This is a genomic window from Deltaproteobacteria bacterium (assembly GCA_019912665.1).
Classification (GTDB): Bacteria; Desulfobacterota; GWC2-55-46; order GWC2-55-46; family GWC2-55-46; genus UBA5799.
Window position 1 is genome coordinate 509,035 of sequence record JAIOIE010000018.1, and the last position, 16,233, is coordinate 525,267.

17 protein-coding genes are annotated in these 16,233 nt (G+C 57.3%); 7 read left to right on the forward strand and 10 right to left on the reverse strand.

Features of this window, described 5'->3' with window-relative positions; translation table 11 throughout:
• Positions 1-16: 16 nt before the first annotated feature.
• The 4 genes from K8I01_06845 to ftsY form a co-directional block, all read right to left on the reverse strand.
• Entirely contained in the window at positions 17-346 is a 330-nt protein-coding gene (locus tag K8I01_06845) for a PilZ domain-containing protein (protein ID MBZ0220133.1), read from the reverse strand.
• A 181-nt stretch (positions 347-527) separates the two neighbouring features.
• Entirely contained in the window at positions 528-893 is a 366-nt protein-coding gene (locus K8I01_06850; GenBank protein MBZ0220134.1) for a PilZ domain-containing protein, read from the reverse strand.
• Positions 880-1,413: a nitroreductase family protein gene (locus K8I01_06855; GenBank protein ID MBZ0220135.1), complete on the reverse strand. Its 534-nt coding sequence runs from the start codon at positions 1,411-1,413 to the stop codon at positions 880-882. Before K8I01_06855 ends, K8I01_06850 begins: the two co-directional genes overlap by 14 nt.
• Before the next feature lie 13 nt (positions 1,414-1,426).
• The gene (ftsY, locus tag K8I01_06860; GenBank protein MBZ0220136.1) at positions 1,427-2,362 is read right to left on the reverse strand and encodes a signal recognition particle-docking protein FtsY; all 936 of its coding nucleotides are present in this window, start codon (positions 2,360-2,362) and stop codon (positions 1,427-1,429) included.
• 222 nt (positions 2,363-2,584) lie between these two features.
• On the opposite strand from ftsY, the gene K8I01_06865 reads away from it, so the two are divergent.
• From K8I01_06865 to rfaE2, 4 genes are read left to right on the forward strand one after another with little or no spacing between them, the layout of a single operon-like run.
• Positions 2,585-3,355, forward strand: coding sequence for a PAS domain-containing protein (locus K8I01_06865; protein MBZ0220137.1), 771 nt, complete (start codon positions 2,585-2,587; stop codon positions 3,353-3,355).
• On the forward strand, positions 3,327-4,517 hold the full coding sequence (locus K8I01_06870) for a hypothetical protein (protein ID MBZ0220138.1): 1,191 nt from the start codon (positions 3,327-3,329) through the stop codon (positions 4,515-4,517). The genes K8I01_06865 and K8I01_06870 overlap by 29 nt, the downstream gene beginning before the upstream one ends.
• A 45-nt stretch (positions 4,518-4,562) precedes the next feature.
• Entirely contained in the window at positions 4,563-5,264 is a 702-nt protein-coding gene (locus K8I01_06875; GenBank protein ID MBZ0220139.1) for a ComF family protein, read from the forward strand.
• A gap of 26 nt (positions 5,265-5,290) precedes the next feature.
• Positions 5,291-5,785, forward strand: coding sequence for a D-glycero-beta-D-manno-heptose 1-phosphate adenylyltransferase (gene rfaE2 / locus K8I01_06880; protein ID MBZ0220140.1), 495 nt, complete (start codon positions 5,291-5,293; stop codon positions 5,783-5,785).
• Here the strand turns inward: rfaE2 and K8I01_06885 are convergent.
• Together K8I01_06885 and K8I01_06890 are read right to left on the reverse strand one after the other, a co-directional pair.
• On the reverse strand, positions 5,776-6,207 hold the full coding sequence (locus tag K8I01_06885; GenBank protein ID MBZ0220141.1) for a response regulator: 432 nt from the start codon (positions 6,205-6,207) through the stop codon (positions 5,776-5,778). The two genes, rfaE2 and K8I01_06885, sit on opposite strands and share 10 nt — an antisense overlap.
• Complete coding sequence (locus K8I01_06890) at positions 6,207-9,617, reverse strand: PAS domain S-box protein (GenBank protein ID MBZ0220142.1); 3,411 nt, start codon at positions 9,615-9,617, stop codon at positions 6,207-6,209. Before K8I01_06890 ends, K8I01_06885 begins: the two co-directional genes overlap by 1 nt.
• Positions 9,618-9,766: 149 nt before the next feature.
• Between K8I01_06890 and K8I01_06895 the strand changes: the two genes are divergently transcribed.
• Positions 9,767-10,234, forward strand: a complete 468-nt coding sequence (locus tag K8I01_06895; GenBank protein ID MBZ0220143.1) for a hypothetical protein — start codon at positions 9,767-9,769, stop codon at positions 10,232-10,234.
• Positions 10,235-10,512: 278 nt separating this feature from the next.
• Here K8I01_06895 and glnA read toward each other — a convergent pair whose 3' ends face one another.
• On the reverse strand, positions 10,513-11,925 hold the full coding sequence (glnA, locus tag K8I01_06900; GenBank protein MBZ0220144.1) for a type I glutamate--ammonia ligase: 1,413 nt from the start codon (positions 11,923-11,925) through the stop codon (positions 10,513-10,515).
• A gap of 42 nt (positions 11,926-11,967) precedes the next feature.
• Positions 11,968-12,306: a P-II family nitrogen regulator gene (locus tag K8I01_06905; protein MBZ0220145.1), complete on the reverse strand. Its 339-nt coding sequence runs from the start codon at positions 12,304-12,306 to the stop codon at positions 11,968-11,970.
• Positions 12,307-12,592: 286 nt separating this feature from the next.
• Here K8I01_06905 and K8I01_06910 point away from each other — a divergent pair, with 286 nt between their 5' ends.
• Positions 12,593-13,093 (forward strand): NYN domain-containing protein, encoded by a 501-nt coding sequence (locus K8I01_06910; GenBank protein MBZ0220146.1) that lies wholly within the window; start codon positions 12,593-12,595, stop codon positions 13,091-13,093.
• On the forward strand, positions 13,090-14,118 hold the full coding sequence (locus K8I01_06915; GenBank protein ID MBZ0220147.1) for an MBL fold metallo-hydrolase: 1,029 nt from the start codon (positions 13,090-13,092) through the stop codon (positions 14,116-14,118). The genes K8I01_06910 and K8I01_06915 overlap by 4 nt, the downstream gene beginning before the upstream one ends.
• A 168-nt stretch (positions 14,119-14,286) precedes the next feature.
• Here K8I01_06915 and plsY read toward each other — a convergent pair whose 3' ends face one another.
• On the reverse strand, positions 14,287-14,877 hold the full coding sequence (gene plsY, locus K8I01_06920; GenBank protein MBZ0220148.1) for a glycerol-3-phosphate 1-O-acyltransferase PlsY: 591 nt from the start codon (positions 14,875-14,877) through the stop codon (positions 14,287-14,289).
• Between the two features lie 153 nt (positions 14,878-15,030).
• Positions 15,031-16,212 (reverse strand): PAS domain S-box protein, encoded by a 1,182-nt coding sequence (locus K8I01_06925; GenBank protein MBZ0220149.1) that lies wholly within the window; start codon positions 16,210-16,212, stop codon positions 15,031-15,033.
• Positions 16,213-16,233 lie beyond the last annotated feature (21 nt).

Below are 16,233 nucleotides of genomic sequence, written 5' to 3' on the forward strand. Positions count from 1 at the left end.
CGATCTGAGAGGCCTTTCAGTGCCGCGCCTTCCTCTTGTGGTAGTGCTTTGTGAGCCCCTCGTCCACGCGCGAGAACTCGACTCCCATCCCGCATTTGGTGATGTGCAACATGCCATGCGGGACCTTCTTTGCCCAGGCCACCACGCCCTCGGCCATGTAGTCAACATCGTCTATGGTAATCTTGAGATATAGCTTCGTCCCAACGCCGAAAACCTGGTTGGCCTTTATGCAGATGCCTGTCTCCGACAGGTCAGTGATGAATGCTAACTGCTCCGGCGGATTGGTCAACCCGTAACGGACGCTTGCGCGCATCTTTACTCTGGGGCTTTTTCTTTTATCGACCATCGGTTTCTTTTTTGTCCGGCGATTTCTTGCGGCTTATGGGTCTTATACATGAGGGTTAAAATGGTCGGACCGTAGCCTGGCAGGATGCGCGCCGCGCACCAAATTTCATTTTAATGATTTTGAACCGGCAGGATGATTGGTGCGCACAGCGCACCCTGCCACTTCAATTTCGTAATTTTTTCTACTGCCTGTTCAGCCACTCCTCTATCGCGTTCTTGCTCGCCTCGTCGAGGTCCAGAAATTTGATGCCCATTCCCGGCTCCTGCCTTACGAGCGAGTCGTATTCCCTCGACCAGGCGACCACGCACCTGCATTTTATGTCGAGCTCCCCGAGCTTGAACGATATCTCGAACTCCTCGCCGGCCTTCTTGGGGTTTACGGAGGCTATGAACATGCCGCCCCTGCCGACCGTCTTGGCGTACCCGAAAAAGACCCCGGCCTTGTCCTCGCCCCTGACCTTGAGGACAAGGAGCTGCTTTCGGAGGTTCTTTCTCCTGTCCGACCTCAAAACGACGTAATCGTCTTCCTGGTTCTTACCATTTCCCATGATGGATTATCTCCGAGACGGGTTTTCTGGTTTTGGCCTCTCTCTTGAGCTCATCTTTAGGATATCCTATCGCAATTACGGCGACCACCTCTATCTTTTCGGGTATTCCAAGCCTTTTCTTTACCGCTTCGGCGTCTATGGCGGCCACCCAGCAGGTGCCGAGCCCTTCGGCGGTCGCGGCCCCTATCATCTCGGTAATGGCGATCGTCGTGTCCACCCACGCATAGTTGATCTGGTCGGTCTTCCTTACCCAGGCCTGGGAAGGGTCCGCGCAAGCCACTATCAACACCGGCGCTCGCTTGAAGCCCTCCTTCGTGAAGAGGTCGTTTATCAGCCCCCTCCCCTCCTCGTCGGAAAGGACGATGAAGTGCCACGGCTGCCGGTTCGCGGCGCTCTGGGCCCTGCCGAGGGAGATTATAAGCCTCTCAAGCTTCTCGGGCTCCACGGGCCTGTCCGCGAAATCCCGTATGCTCTTCCTCCTCTCGTAGAGGTCGTAAAAATCCCTAAGCCTCTCGTCCACCTTCCCCCTCCCGCTATATGAGCGCCTCTGCGAACTCCCTGGCGTCGAATTCCTTCAAGTCCTCGACCCTCTCTCCCACGCCCACGAACCTTACAGGAATTCCGAGCTCCCTGGCTATGGCGATTATGATGCCGCCTTTAGCAGTGCCGTCGAGCTTCGTAAGCGCGATTCCCGTTACGCCCACGGCCTCGTTGAAGAGCCTGGCCTGGTTGAGGGCGTTCTGCCCGGTAGAGGCGTCGAGCACGAGGAGGTTCTCATGCGGCGCGCCGGGGAGCTCCCTTGCCGCCACACGCTTTACCTTCTTGAGCTCCTCCATGAGGTTAACCTTTGTATGGAGCCTCCCGGCGGTATCGAGGAGCACCACATCCGCCCTTCTCGCGGCGGCCGCCTTCATGGCATCGAAGACCACCGCCCCCGGGTCTCCGCCCTGGTCCTGCCTGATGACAGGGCAGCCTGTACGCTTGCCCCACCCTTCGAGCTGCTCGATTGCGGCCGCCCTGAAGGTGTCGCCTGCCGCGAGGACGACCGACCTGCCCTCGGAGGAAAGCCTGGATGCGAGCTTCCCGATGGTAGTGGTCTTGCCTACCCCGTTAACCCCGAGCACCATTATCACGAAGGGGCTTGAGGTTACTTCTAGCGGCTTCTCTACTTTCTTCAGTATTTCGTATACCGAGTCCCTGAGGTGTTTCCTGAGCTTCTCCTCGTCCTTGCCGACGAGGACCTCACGGAGCTTATCGACTATTTCGGTCGAGGCGGTGACGCCCACGTCCGAGAGGATGAGCGATTCTTCGAGCGATTCAAGGATGTCCTCCCTGGATTTTCCGGTGAACGCGGCCTCGACCCCGCCCATTATCGCGTTATGGGTCCGGGCGAGCCCGGCCTTAAGGCCCTCGAAGCCGGCCTTCAGCTTTTTAAACATCCTGTCTTCTTTACCTTTCGATTCGTTCATTTTCTTTTAGCACAAAAAACACATTATTTGAAGTTTTTTAAGCCAGTGCCGCGGAAACGCCCCTTCGTCTGATTATAACCCAAGCTGTTTCCGCTTGATTGGGCTTCCGTGAAATGTTAGATTCCATAAACAGGCAGTTACCTCACCTCGGAAACTCACCAGACCACAATCCCAGGGCTTCACCTCGACGGAGCATCCCAGTCTGGCCCCAAAAGGGCAAGGATGTCAGTACGCAAACTCACAATCATTTCCGCTTCAGGCCTCGCGCTTTCGTCGTTCCCGCTTCTTTTATACTCGGCCTGGCTGGGCGGGCATACTGTCTTCCTGGCTGTCCTTGCGGGTATTTCATTATCAGGAGTTGCTATCGCATGGTGGGCGATGCGGAGCTTATGCCGGCCGCTTCTCCTGGCCTCTTCAGGACGGCTGAATGCCCGCGCAACCGGGCTTCCGCAGGAGCTAAAAAAGATAGCGGAACGCCTTGCCGATGGATCGATGACCCGGGAGGCGATAACCAGGGAGGTGCTGGACTCCATCCCCGACCCTGTGATCGAGACCGACGGCTCGGGCCGAATAGTATTCGCCAACCGGGCCGCGCTCCTTGCGTCCGACTGCGATGCCGAAAAGGCGTTAGGGAGACGGTGCGCGGATTTCCTGTCAAACGGATTTCACTCTCATCCGGGACATGGGAAGTTCGAGGCGCCTCTTCCGATGAAGGACGGCAGCACGCGGTTTTTCGAGTTCAAGACAGTAAAGCTCGGTAGCGGCTCGATATGCATAGGAAGGGACTCGGATGAGAGAAAACGACTTTTAGATGAGCTTACCTCCGCCCGGACGCAGGAGATAGAGGCCTCTACTAAGCTCAAAAAGACCATAAGCGACCTCGAGGAGTTCGCGCTCCTTGCCATAAGGAGGGAGCTTAAGATGCAGGAGATAAGGGAGCGCTTCGTCAGGCTTAAGGAGGAGCATGAGATTAACAAGGACTTCCCGGGCTGACTCAGAAGGGGCGCGCCCCATTGAGCGCGCCTGGCCCGAGGCGATCGCGTCAAGCACGCTCCCGGCCGCGCTCCTATCCCCTGACCGCTCCATTGCAGAGTCGAGCGAGGGGCTTATTCGGCTTACGGGCTTTACCCGGAGCGAGCTGGCCGGCATGCCGCTCTTGAGGCTTTTTGAAAAGGACCAGGCCCGCACGGACGCCGGACGTTCCGGATGGCTCCTGACGAAAAGACGGGGGAAGGTCCCTGTAGCAGCGTATCTTTCGGAAGCGCCCGGACTCTCGCTCGCGGCATTCCACCCTCTCGAAAACGAGATGGCGCTCGAAAAGGAGCTAAAGGCCGCAATGGAGCGGCTTGCGGCCCGTGAGAGGTATATAGAAGACTTCAGGACCGGGGTCTTCAGGATGATAACCGACCTCGACAGGAGCGAGAGCGAGCTCAAGGGGGCGCTTGAGAGGCTCGGCGAGACCCGGATGCAGCTAATGCAGTCGAGCAAGATGACCGCGCTCGGAGAGCTCGCGGCCGGGCTCGCCCACGAAGTGAGCCAGCCGCTTACCGTAATAAAGGGTCTTTCTTTGAGCATGCTCCGCTCATTTCAGCATGGCTCTCCCTATTTCGAGAAACTGAGCCTCGTAGCAGAGGCCTCGAAGAAGATGGAATCCATAGTCAAGCACCTCCGGGCGTTCACGAGGTCAGAGCCTCCTGTAATGAAGCCGGTGGACCTGAACTCTGTCGTAAGGGACGCCTTCCTCATACTCAGCGAAACGCTCAATTCGCATTCGATAGAAACGGAAATGGAACTCAGGGAAATACCGGCCGTATCAGGGGACCCGAACCGGCTCGAACAGGTCATAATAAACCTTGTCGCGAACGCGAAGGACGCCATGCCCAGGGGAGGGACGCTCAGGGTCTCGACCGGCATGGTCGAAATCTCCGGCAGCAGGCACGCAAGGCTCATTGTCGAGGACACGGGCGAGGGCATCCCCGGGGAACTTATCGGGAAGATATTCGACCCCTTCGTCACAACCAAGGAGGCCGGAAAGGGAACAGGCCTGGGGCTATCCATAACGAGCGGGATAATAAAGGAGCACCGGGGCGAGATAAGTGTTGAAAGCGAGCGCGGCAGGGGCACAGCCTTTACCATCACCATACCCTCCGGCTGAAGGGTATTGAACTCGCCTTCCTGAAATGGTAGAAATCGCAGAAGCGTGCTGAATGCCTTACTGGACATACTGCTCCCCCGTCTCTGTCTCCTCTGCGGCGTCGATGCAGAGGACGACGGCTTCTGCCCCGGCTGCGCCGACCTCTTGAGCGAAAGCAGGATTTGCCAGCCCATGTGCAGCACATGCGGGGAGCCCTTTCCGGATTCGGCCGGGCCTGACCGCGAGTGCGGCGCGTGCATCGGAAAGGCCCCGCCTTTCATCTCGGCCCGGAGCGCTTATTTGTACGAAGAGGTTGTGCAGGACGCGGTGCACAGGTTCAAATACGCTGGAGAAGTAAGCCTCGCAAAACCGCTCGGCAGGTTGCTTTCCCGGCTCCCGATGCCGCTTGTCCCCCATAAGGTCGTGCCGGTCCCGCTCCATCCCAAAAGGCTTAAGGAACGCGGCTTCAACCAGTCGCTCCTCCTTGCAAGAGTACTCTGTAATGAACTCGGGCTCTCTCTTGCCAGGGCCGGGCTCGAAAGGACGAGGGACACGGAAAAGCAGACCGGCCTCGGGGCCGATGAAAGAAAAAAGAACGTCGCCGGCGCGTTCAGTGTGAGAAAGCCAGGCTCTTTCAAGGGGATGCGGGTGCTCCTCGTTGACGACGTATACACGACTGGCGCTACCATAAGGGAGTGCGCCAGGGCGCTCAGGAAGGACGGGGCCGAGGTCATGGCCCTGACCCTTGCGAGGGCGAGGAGGTTATGATAATCTCTTCAGGAAAAGAGGTCCGCATGGGAAAGATAATAGCGCGCTCAAGGCTCGCAAAAGAGCTTGCCGGAGCGCGAAAGAAAAAGAAAAAAATCGTATTCACGAACGGCTGCTTCGACATCATCCACGCAGGACACGTAAGGTATCTTAAAAAAGCCAGGTCCCTGGGCGACATGCTCGTCGTGGGCCTCAATAGCGACTCCTCGGTGCGTTCCATAAAAGGCGATAAGCGTCCCATAGTGCCCTGCAGGGAGCGCGCCGAGGTCCTCTCTGCGCTCGGGTGCGTCGATTATGTGGTCGTATTTAACGAAGACACCCCCTTTAAGCTCATCGAATCCATCAGGCCCGACATCCTCGCAAAAGGCGCGGACTGGGCCGCGAAAGACATAGTCGGCGGGGAAGCGGTCAGGAAAAATGGCGGGAGGGTCGCAAGGATAACGCTCTTAAAAGGCAAATCCACGACGAATATCATAAGAAGGGTGCTCGAGCTCCACAAGGGGCGCGGCCGTCAGGCATAGGGCCTCCTATTGAAACTTATCCAGTACTCGCAGGCAGCCCTTATCATCCTCGTGTACTCTTCGTAGTCGAGCGGTTTTACGAGGAAGCTGTTGGCCCCGAGCCTGTAAGCTGTCTCTATATCGCTTTTAAGCTCCGACACCGTCAGCATTACCACAGGGACCATCGAAGTAAGCCTCTCCGCACGTATCCTTTCCAGCGCCTCGAAGCCGCTCATGCCGGGAAGCCTTATGTCCATGAGCACGAGCTCCGGCCTCCGGGCCGGGTCCCTGCCCTCGTATCTGCCGGTTCCGGAGAGCCATTCAAGAGCCTCCTCGCCGTTCCTCACAACCTCCAGCTCCGCTTTCACCGGACAGCCCGAGAAGGCGCCCCTTGTCAGCGCGACCGACTCAGGGCTGTCCTCGATGAGAAGTATGGTCGGCATCAGGCATCTCCCTTCCGGAGGGTGAAATAAAAAACGGCCCCCCTGCCCGGCTCTCCTTCGGCCCAGACCCTTCCGCCGTGCCTCTGGATTATCCTCTGCACCGTGGCAAGGCCTATGCCAGTGCCCGGGAATTCATCCGATGGATGGAGCCTCTGGAAGGGATGGAAGAGCCTGTCCGCGTGCTTCATATCAAAGCCCGCACCGTTGTCCCTGACATGGAATACCGTCATCCCGTTCTCGCGGCCCGTGACTCCCAGTTCTATTCTCGGGGCCGGGGTCTTCGATGTGAACTTCCACGCGTTCCCCATTAGGTTCTCAAGGACGAGCTTAAGGAGCTTTTCGTCCCCCTTGGCCCTGAGGCCTTCTTCTATGTGGAATGACGCGACCCTCTCAGGCTCGGCCTTCACGAGGTTGCCTGCTATGGACCTGGCAAGGGCGCTCAAGTCCACGCTCTCGTATGTTATCTCCGCCCTCATAACGTACGAGAGGTTGAGGAGGTCGTCAATGAGCTCGCCCATCCGCTTAACGGCCCCCCGTATCCTCATTATCTGGTCCTGGGCGTCCTTGTCGAGCTTCTCCTTCTGCTTCTTCACAAGGAGCATGCTGAACCCGTCCACGAGCCGGAGCGGCGAGCGGAGGTCGTGGGCCACGGAATATGTGAAGGTCTCTATTTCCCTGTTGGCCGCCGAGAGCCCCTCCATCGCCCTCTTAAGCTCCGCGGTCCTCTCCTCCACCCTCCTCTCAAGCTCGACGTTCAATTTCCTTACCTCCTCCTCGGCCCTCTTCCTTTCCGTTATGTCGAGGATTATGCCCGTCATGCGGATTGGCCTGCCTTCCTTATCTATACTGCACTCCGCCTCGGAATGGACTATCCGCTCCTCGCGGTCCGGCCTCAATATCCTGTAATCAATTGAGTAGGGCCTGGCCTCGTAAAGGAGCCCTTTCATGGCCTCCTTTACCATTTCAAGGTCGTCCGGATGGACCGCTCCAGTGAAGTCCGCGAGTGTCTCAAGCTCTCCTTTCTTTCTTCCGAATATCCTGTAGACCTCGTCGGAGATGTATAACATGTCCGTGAGGACGTCGTGCTCGAAATTCCCGAGGTGGGCGATGCGCTGCGCATCCCTCAAGCCCGCTTCGCTTCTACGGAGGGCCTCCTCGGCGCGCTTGAGCGGGGTGACGTCGGTAACGACCCCACACATGGCGTACTTGTTGCCGTTTTTGTCCCTCAGGGTGAACTTGGTCGCAATCGCATAATGGATGCCGTCAGGGAGCGGTATCTCGTCCTCGACCTGTATGGGCACGTCCGATTCCATGGCCCTCAGGTCGTCCTTGTGCAGCTCCTCCGCCACTTCCGGCGGGAAAATATCAAATATCGTTTTTCCATAGACGTCCTTCTCCTCGGCCCTCAGAGTCGAAAGGAAGATATTGTTCACGTATACCAGCCGCCCCTCCATGTCCTGCATGAACATGGGGTTTCCCATGTTCTCGAGTATGGCCCTTAACCTCTCCTCGCTTTCTTTCAGGGCATCCTCGGCCTTTTTCCTTTCGGTGACGTCGATTATGCTCGCTATTACCCCCCTGTACTCGCTTTTTTCCAAAATAGGGCCCGCCGCCCCTGCCGCATACATCAGGCTCCCGTCCTTTTTCATGAATTGGACCTCGAATGATTCGGTTATTCCCCTCCTACTCCGTTCGAGCCTAGCGCTAGCCCTTTCAGCCTCAGCCCCGTCCATGAACTCGAAAAGCCGCCTGCCCATCATCTCCTGCACCGTGTATCCGAGCATCCCGGCCATCTTAGGGTTCAGGTAGATGACCATGTCATTTTGATCCAGCACGATTATCCCTTCCTGCAGGTTCTCTATTAGGGTCCTGTACCTTTGCTCGCTCTCCTCGAGCGCCCTTTCGGCCCGCCTGTGCTCGGTTATGTCCTGCACGGTCCCGTTCATTTTTACGGCATTCCCGTTTTCATCCAGCTCCACCTCGGCCTCCTCGTGGACTATCCTTTCCTCCCCGTCCGCGCGTATTATCCTGTGCTCATGGGAATAGTGTCCTCCTTTATGGAGCGCTTCACTGACCTTCCTTTCCAGCAACTCCCTGTCATCCGGGTGCGCTAAGGCCAGGAAACCCGCATAGTCCGGTGCCGGGGCTGAGGGGTCCATGCTGAATATCCTGTAGGTCTCTTCAGACCAGGTCGCGATATCATTCGCAATATCCCATTCCCAGCCCCCCAGCCGCGCTATCCTCTGGGAATTGGCGAGGGTCTCTCGCTCTTTCCTGAGCTCGTTCGTCCTCGCCTCTATGCTCGCCGCCATGTCGTTGAAGGACGCGGTGAGAGCGCCCATCTCGTCACGCGTACTCACGGGCACCCTTATCGTGTAGTCCCCTGCCGCCACCGCGGTCGCGCCGGCCATGAGCCGCCTGACCTGGGCTACGATTATCCGAAGGAAATAAAATACCAATACTCCGATAAAGAGCAAAACGACCACTATCAGCAGAACGATATTCCTTTGAAAGACACTGACCGGCTGAAAGACCTCGTCATTATCGACCTCGGCTAGGAGGGTCCAGCCGAGGGAGGGGAGGCACATGGACGCTCCCGCTGTTTCCCGGCCCCTGTAATCCTCATAGATACCCGTTACCTCCCGGTTCTCTTCAAGGCAGGCCCTTACGGGGAGCGTGTCCACCAGCAGGTTAAGTACCGCATCCGGCACGAATCTCGACTCCGTGATCATGAGCTTGTCCCTGTTCACCAGATAGATTTCCATCGTATCCCAGGGCAGTGGGTTCAAAGACATGGCGCCGAGCTCTTCTATGAACTCGCCTGAGAAGAGTTCCCCGAACTTTGAAAGCGGAGTGAAGCCGGTTATGACCCCCAGGAGCCTGCCACCGTCCTGCCTGCTGTAAATCGGGGCCGAGAAGGCAAGTTCGGGTTCCTCTTCAACGCCCCTGACGGTCTCGACCACTGAAAGGCCCTGCCTGCCTTTCAAAAAAAACTCCTCGCCTGAAAAATCCCTGCCCGTGAAACCCGGGGCGGTGGAGGCCAGCACTATCCCGTCCGGGGCGGTCAGCACGCTCATGCGGTACATGGCCCTAAGAAGAGGCAGTTTGTAGCGGGCGATATAATCCGCAAGGGCCCTTCCGCTGGCCTCCCTGTCGGCTATGTCCTCAAGAGCGCTCACTATGAAGTCGTCGGTCGAAAAGTCCTGGATTCTGACCTTGCTCATCTCGATGTACAGTAGCAGATAGGCCTCCCTCTCGTCCGCGACCCGCTCAAGGGTGCCGAAAAGCTCACTCTGAAGCTCGTTCCTTTGCTGGACAAAGAGCGCGGATATGGCGATGAATATGGGGATGAGTATGATGAGGAAAGCTATAAGCACCTTTTGTATAAGGGTCAGGCCGGTTTTGGGCATTTTTCTCCCTCTATGGGATGGAGCGGAAAAGGATATATTCGAGTCTACTTTAAGGAAGGATGTTGTCAACGGGGCCGCATGTGGCTTTTGTTACATGATTTTTCAGGGCCCTTCCGATATAATTCTCGAATAGACCGGAGGAGGGGCGAATGAAAAGGACTTTCCTGGCCTTTACCATCTCAGCCATGCTGGCGCTTGCGGCAGCCGGGGCCTCCAGGGCTGACGTGAACGTGAGCATAAACCTGCCCGCCATAGCTCTCAAGCCGCCCCAGGCAGTCGTCGTCATCCCCGGCACATACGTCTATTTTGCCCCCGGACTCGACATAGCGGTCTTTTTCCACCAGGGCTACTGGTGGCGGCCCCATAATAAGCGGTGGTACAGGGCCGCGGAGCTGGGTGACGCATGGGTGCTGATAGAATCAAGGAAGGTGCCAGGGGCGCTCCTTAAGATTCCCCCCGGATACAGGGACACTCCTCCCGGGCTTGAGAGGATACCCTACGGACATGCAAAGAAGAACTGGAAGAGATGGGAAAAGGAGAGGCGCTGGGACAGGCCCGGAAAAGGTCCGAAAGAGAAGCCGGGAAAGGGCGTGCCGAGGGACAGGGGAAGGGACTGAAGACGGCTTGACCACGTAAATAACAAGGGCCCCGCACGAAACGTGCGGGGCCCTTTCTTTTTAGCTATTATCCAGGCTCAAAAAAAATCAGGAATTTTTTCCGAGGTCGAGGCAGGGTGGAAGTAAAAAACGCAGCATATATTGATAATATGTGAGCATTTTTACTTCCGCCCTAACGAAGAGATCGGGAAAAAGACCGATTTTTGGCAACCTCTAAAAGCTAGAGATTTTTCCCGCTTTTCCCGGCCTGACAAAGATCAATTTTTAGAGATTGCCTTTTAGCAGTCGTAATACAGGGCAAACTCATAAGGCACGGGCCGGAGCCTTATCTGGTCGAGCTCGGCCTTCTTCTTGTACTCTATCCAGGTATCGATCACGTCCTGCGTGAAGACGTCGCCTTTAAGAAGGAACTCGTGGTCTTTCTTGAGCGCGTCAAGGGCCTCTTCAAGGGAGCCGCAGGCAGAGGGCACCTTTGAGAGCTCCTCGGGCGAGAGGCCGTAGATGTCCTTATCCAGCGGCTCGCCGGGGTGTATCTTATTCTGTATGCCATCGAGTCCGGCCATGAGCATGGCCGCGAACGCGAGGTAGCCGTTGCAGGACGGGTCCGGGAACCTCACCTCTATCCTCTTGGACTTGGGAGAGGGAGAGTACATGGGTATCCTTATTGAAGCCGAGCGGTTCCTGGAGGAGTAGGCCAGGTTTATAGGAGCCTCAAAGCCTGGAACGAGCCTCCTGTAGGAGTTGGTGCCGGGGTTGCAGAAGGCGTTAAGGGCCCTCGCGTGCTTCAAGATGCCGCCTATGTAGTAGAGGGCCATCTCGCTCATGCCGCCGTACTCGCTCCCGGCGAAGAGGGGCTTGCCGCCCTTCCAGATGGACTGGTGTACGTGCATGCCGCTCCCGTTGTCGCCGAATATGGGCTTGGGCATGAAGGTGACGGTCTTCCCCCACCTCTTGGCCACGTTTTTGACGATATACTTGAACCACATGAGCTTGTCGCCCATCCGAAGGAGGCTGTCGAACCGCATGTCTATCTCTGCCTGCCCGGCTGTGGCGACCTCATGGTGCTGCCTCTCCACCCTTATGCCCACCTGCTCCATCGCGAGGCACATCTCGGAGCGGATGTCCTCCTGGCTGTCGGTCGGCGGGACCGGGAAGTAGCCTTCCTTGTGCCTGGGCTTGTAGCCGAGGTTCGGGCATTCCTCCCTGCCTGTATTCCATATGCCCTCTACCGAGTCGATGTGGTAGAAGCCCTGGTTCGCGCTCTGGCTGTACCTGATGTCGTCGAATATGAAAAACTCCGGCTCAGGGCCGAAATACGCGACGTCTCCTATGCCGGTGGACTTGAGATAGGCCTCCGCCTTTGTCGCGATGTTCCTCGGGTCCCTCGAGTAGGGCTCCTTTGTTATCGGGTCGACTATATTGCATATGATGCTCAAGGAGGGCGTCTCATGGAACGGGTCCATTATGGCGGTTGTGGGGTCGGGCATTACGAGCATGTCGGAGGCGTGTATGGGCTGCCAGCCCCTGATGCTCGAGCCGTCGAAGCCGAGCCCCTCCTCGAATATGTCCTCGGAGAGCTCGCTGACAGGCACCGAGAAGTGCTGCCATATGCCCACGAAATCGAGGAACTTGAAATCCACCATCTTCGCGTTCTTTTCCTTTGAAAGCTTAAGTACGTCCTTCGGCGTCATTACAATAACCCTCCTTTTAATAATCCGTATGCAAAGCGCGGATCAGATCGCCTCTTCCCCGCGCTCTCCGGTCCTTATCCTTACCACCTCGTCGACGGACATGACGAAGACCTTGCCGTCTCCTATGCGCCCGGTACGGGCCGCGTTCACGATCGTCTCGACCACCTTGGCGACCATCTCCTCCCTTACGACTATCTCCATCTTTATCTTGGGGAGGAAATCGACGACGTACTCGGTCCCGCGGTAGAGCTCCGTATGCCCCTTCTGCCGGCCGAAGCCCTTCACCTCGGAGACGGTGATGCCCTTTATGCCTATCTCGTTAAGGGCCTCTTTCACCTCGTCGAGCTTGAAAGGCTTTATGATGGCCTCTATCTTCTTCATCGACCGCACCTCCGGGGGATTGGGTTCCCAAGAAACTAACACACGAAAGCCGCCTTGTAAAGCCGCTTGGAGCCTTACCCAGGACCCGGCGGCCACTTTCTGCATGATAATGTTTAGCAATATCCATGCCGCCATATTTCCAATGAAAACGGACTTTTTTCAGCCCCTTCGGGAGCCTGAAAGGCTAAAAAACATGCAGGCGGGCGTCTCCTCTGCACACTTTTTGAGCAGATGCGTACGCCCGCGCGTCTTTAAATCCCCATACCTTCCGGTGTATAATACCGAAATGGCCCTGAACCTTGTTATAGACGGCTACAACCTGATAGGCTTCAGAAGGGGCGGCCTCGGCGACATAGAAGAGGAGAGGCGGAATCTCCTTGAGACCCTTATAATCTATAAGAGGCTCAAGAAGGCCCGGATAACGGTCGTCTTCGACGGCCCGGCTATCACATATCCGGGTTCGCACCCTGCGGGGCTCGATGTCGTCTTCTCAGCCGGGAGGCAGGCGGACGCGGTGATTAAAGAGCTCGCCGCCCGAAAGGGCCCCGGCGCGACAGTAGTCACCTCTGACAGGGAAATAGCGGGGTTCGCGAAGGCGCGGGGCTCCGTGGTCCTGGGCTCGGATGAGTTCAGCGCGTTACTTGACGACGCCCTTTATGAAGATATGAAAGGGGCTGCCGCTGAAGAGGAGGACGCACCCGGCCCCGTTAAAAAAGGCCCTTCACGGAGGCTCCCGAAAGACGAACGGAAAAAACAGGGCAGAATAAGGAAGCTCAAGGGGAAATGAAGACTGCCGCTGTGATAATCCTATCGGCCGCCATATTTTTGGGCTTCGCCCCCTTGATCCAGGGCATCGCCGCGGAGGAGCAGGCCTTGAGTAAAGCGCCAGTTGACAAGGACGGCAGGTTCTACAACCCCTGGGCAGGCGGGGCCGGGGGCTCGTTCCTCGATTTCCTCAGATGGAAGCTCTCCAAAAACCCCTATGCCGAGGAGAAGAAGAAGGCCGTTTCCTTTCCGGTAACGAGGCCCGATTTCGATTTGCTCAAAACCATGAACGGGGACTGGTTCGTCTGGCTCGGCCACTCTACCGTGCTCATGAGGGCCGGAGGGAAGACGATAATCACCGACCCTGTTTTCTGGGACGTAAACTTCCTGGTAAAGAGGAAGACCCCTTTCCCCGTAAATCCTGCGGACCTGCCGAAGATAGACATCGTCCTCATATCACACGGCCACTACGACCACCTTGACACCAAATCAATAGAGTTCCTCAGGGACAGGGACGACCCGCTTTTCATCACCGGCCCCGGCTATGGCGACTACTTCAAATCGCTCGGGACCAATAGGCATGCCTCATTGAACTGGTCCGAGGTCTACGCCTCTGAAGGGCTCTTAATAACCTCCCTCCCGGTGCAGCACTGGTCCAAGAGGACGCCCTTCGACGGAAACAGGAAACTCTGGTGCAGTTTTCTTGTCGAGCACTCGGGGAAAAAATACCTCTGGATAGGGGATTCCGGCTACTTTTCAGGATTTGACGAAATAGGAAGAAAACACGGCCCGATAGACGTATTCTTCGCGCCTATAGGGGCATACGAGCCGAGGTGGTTCATGAAGAAGAACCACATGAACCCTGAAGAGGCGCTGCAGGCCGCGGGCGACCTCCGTGCCCGCGTCTTCGTTCCCATACACTGGGGGACCTTCGACATAACCGACGAGCCGCTCTGGCTCCCTATAGAGCGGTTGAAAGAGGTCTACAAAGAAGGCACCGGGCCAGTCCTCAGGATACTCGGCCACGGCGAGCACTTTGTACCCTGATCTGAAGCGGCTTTCAGAATGCTGAGAAAAACTTAAATCATTATGCAAGCTGCTCAAAAAGCTCCAGATGCGAGGCGTCGAGGAGCGAGGAATGAGGCGTACTTTTCGTGTACGCCGCAGTGACGAGCGACGAAGACAACGAAGCAGATGGACTTTTTGAGCAGCCTGTCAGCCCTTCTTCCCGCCTATCCTGTTCTCAGTGCCTGAGGCGAGCCTTTTGATGTTGTCCTTGTGCTTGATTATTATGAGTACGGCGATCGCAAGCCCGAGGGGAGCGTACTCCCTTGCGTCTTTGATCAGGTAAAGGAAAACCGGCATTGCGGCAGCAGAGAGCATCGAGGCAAGCGAGACATACTTTTTAAGCGCGGCTGCAACTACGAATACGGCTGCGGCCAGAAGAGTCGCGGCCGGGCTTATTACCACGAGCACGCCGCAGGCCGTTGCGACCCCCTTCCCTCCCCTGAAGCCGAGGAAAATTGGAAGGAGGTGGCCTATGAATGCGGCAAGGCCGACGAGGCTTATGAGAAGGGTCCCGCCGTTGAGCCAAAAGGCGGCGAGCACGGGGAGCGCGCCCTTCAGGATGTCGCCGAGGAGCGTAAGCGCGCCCGCGAGCTTTCCGGATGTGCGGCTTACGTTTGTGGCCCCTATATTGCCGCTTCCGGCCTTTCTCGGGTCGACCCCGCCGAATGCCCTGGTGACAAGCACCCCTGTCGGTATTGAGCCGAGTACGTAAGCGAGAGGCACGAGCGCGTAAAATATATTGTTATCCAACGGGGCGTCCTTCTGAGAGTATCCCGGAATAGCAACGGCAAATCCCTTCCGGCCCAAGGCCCGGGATTATACCATCATGCGCTGAACAGGCAAAGGACAGAATAGCGAAAGGGGCCGCCCCCGGCCGTACCTTTCAAGCTCTCATTGCGTTCCATGAATGCCGCCACGAGGCCCGTCATCGAGCTCCCTCACCCGGTCACGGAGCCTCCTCACCTCCTCCCTCAGCTCCTCCATCCTGAGCTCCCTTCCAACCATGAGCCGGTTCATCCTCTCAAGGTCCTCGATATTCCGCCTCAGCTCCTCTTCGAGGAGTTTACGCGCGGTTATGTCCCTGATTATGCCTACGACGTTCCATTTCCCCTCCAGGCTGAACGCGGCCAGCGAGACCTCTACCGGCAACTCCGTGCCGTCGCGCCGCATGGCTTTGACCTCGACGGTCCGGCCCAGCATATCGCCGTTGCCTGACCTGAAGAAATCATTAAGGCGCTTCCGCGCCTTTTCCCTGTACCGCTCCGGCACGATGAGCCCGTGCATCTCGCTCCCCACGGCCTCGGAAGCCGGATAGCCGAACATCTCCTCGGCCTTCCGGTTCCAGATATATATCCTGTCCTGCGGGCCGAGGCAGATGATGGCGTCGCTCGCCGTCTCAAGCACGGCCCTGAACCTCTCCTCGCTTACCCTGAGGGCCAGCTCCGCCGCCTTCCGTTCGAGGACCTCGGCGCTAAGCTCCGAGGTCCTCTCCCGCACCATGTCCTCGAGCCTCTCGTTAAGGAGCTTAAGCTCCTCCTGGGCCCTGCAGAGCTCTCTATTCTGCAATACCGCGTTCTCGTATGTGGAAAGGAGAAACCTCACGGTCTGGGCCCTTCCGGCGTTCACGGAGAAATGCCTGCCGCAGTACTCCAATTCCATCCTCTTTTCATCGCGGTTGTTCTGCACCAGGGGCCCGTTTGAAAGGAGCGACGATATCCTTGAGAGCACGAACTCCGGGTTGAAGGGCCTGGTTATGTACCCGTCTGCCCCGCAGTCCAGGCCTTTCAATATGTCCTCAAGGTCCGAAAGCTCCGTGACGAGCACGACAGGGACGCCGCTTAGCGCGGGATCTGCCTTTAGTTCCCTGCAGACGCTCAACCCGTCCATGTCAGGCAGGACCACCTCGCTCAGGACAATGGCCGGCCTTTTCTTTCTCGCGGTCTCAATGGCCTCTCTCCCGTTCCGCGCGACAAGCGTGTCATATCCATTTTTGCCGAGCATGGATTTCAGGGAAAGCGCCTCCGGGGCGCTGCCCTCCACTATCAGGATCGCTTTTTTGCCGGTTCTCTTCATTGCGCGGAATTTCCCCAAATA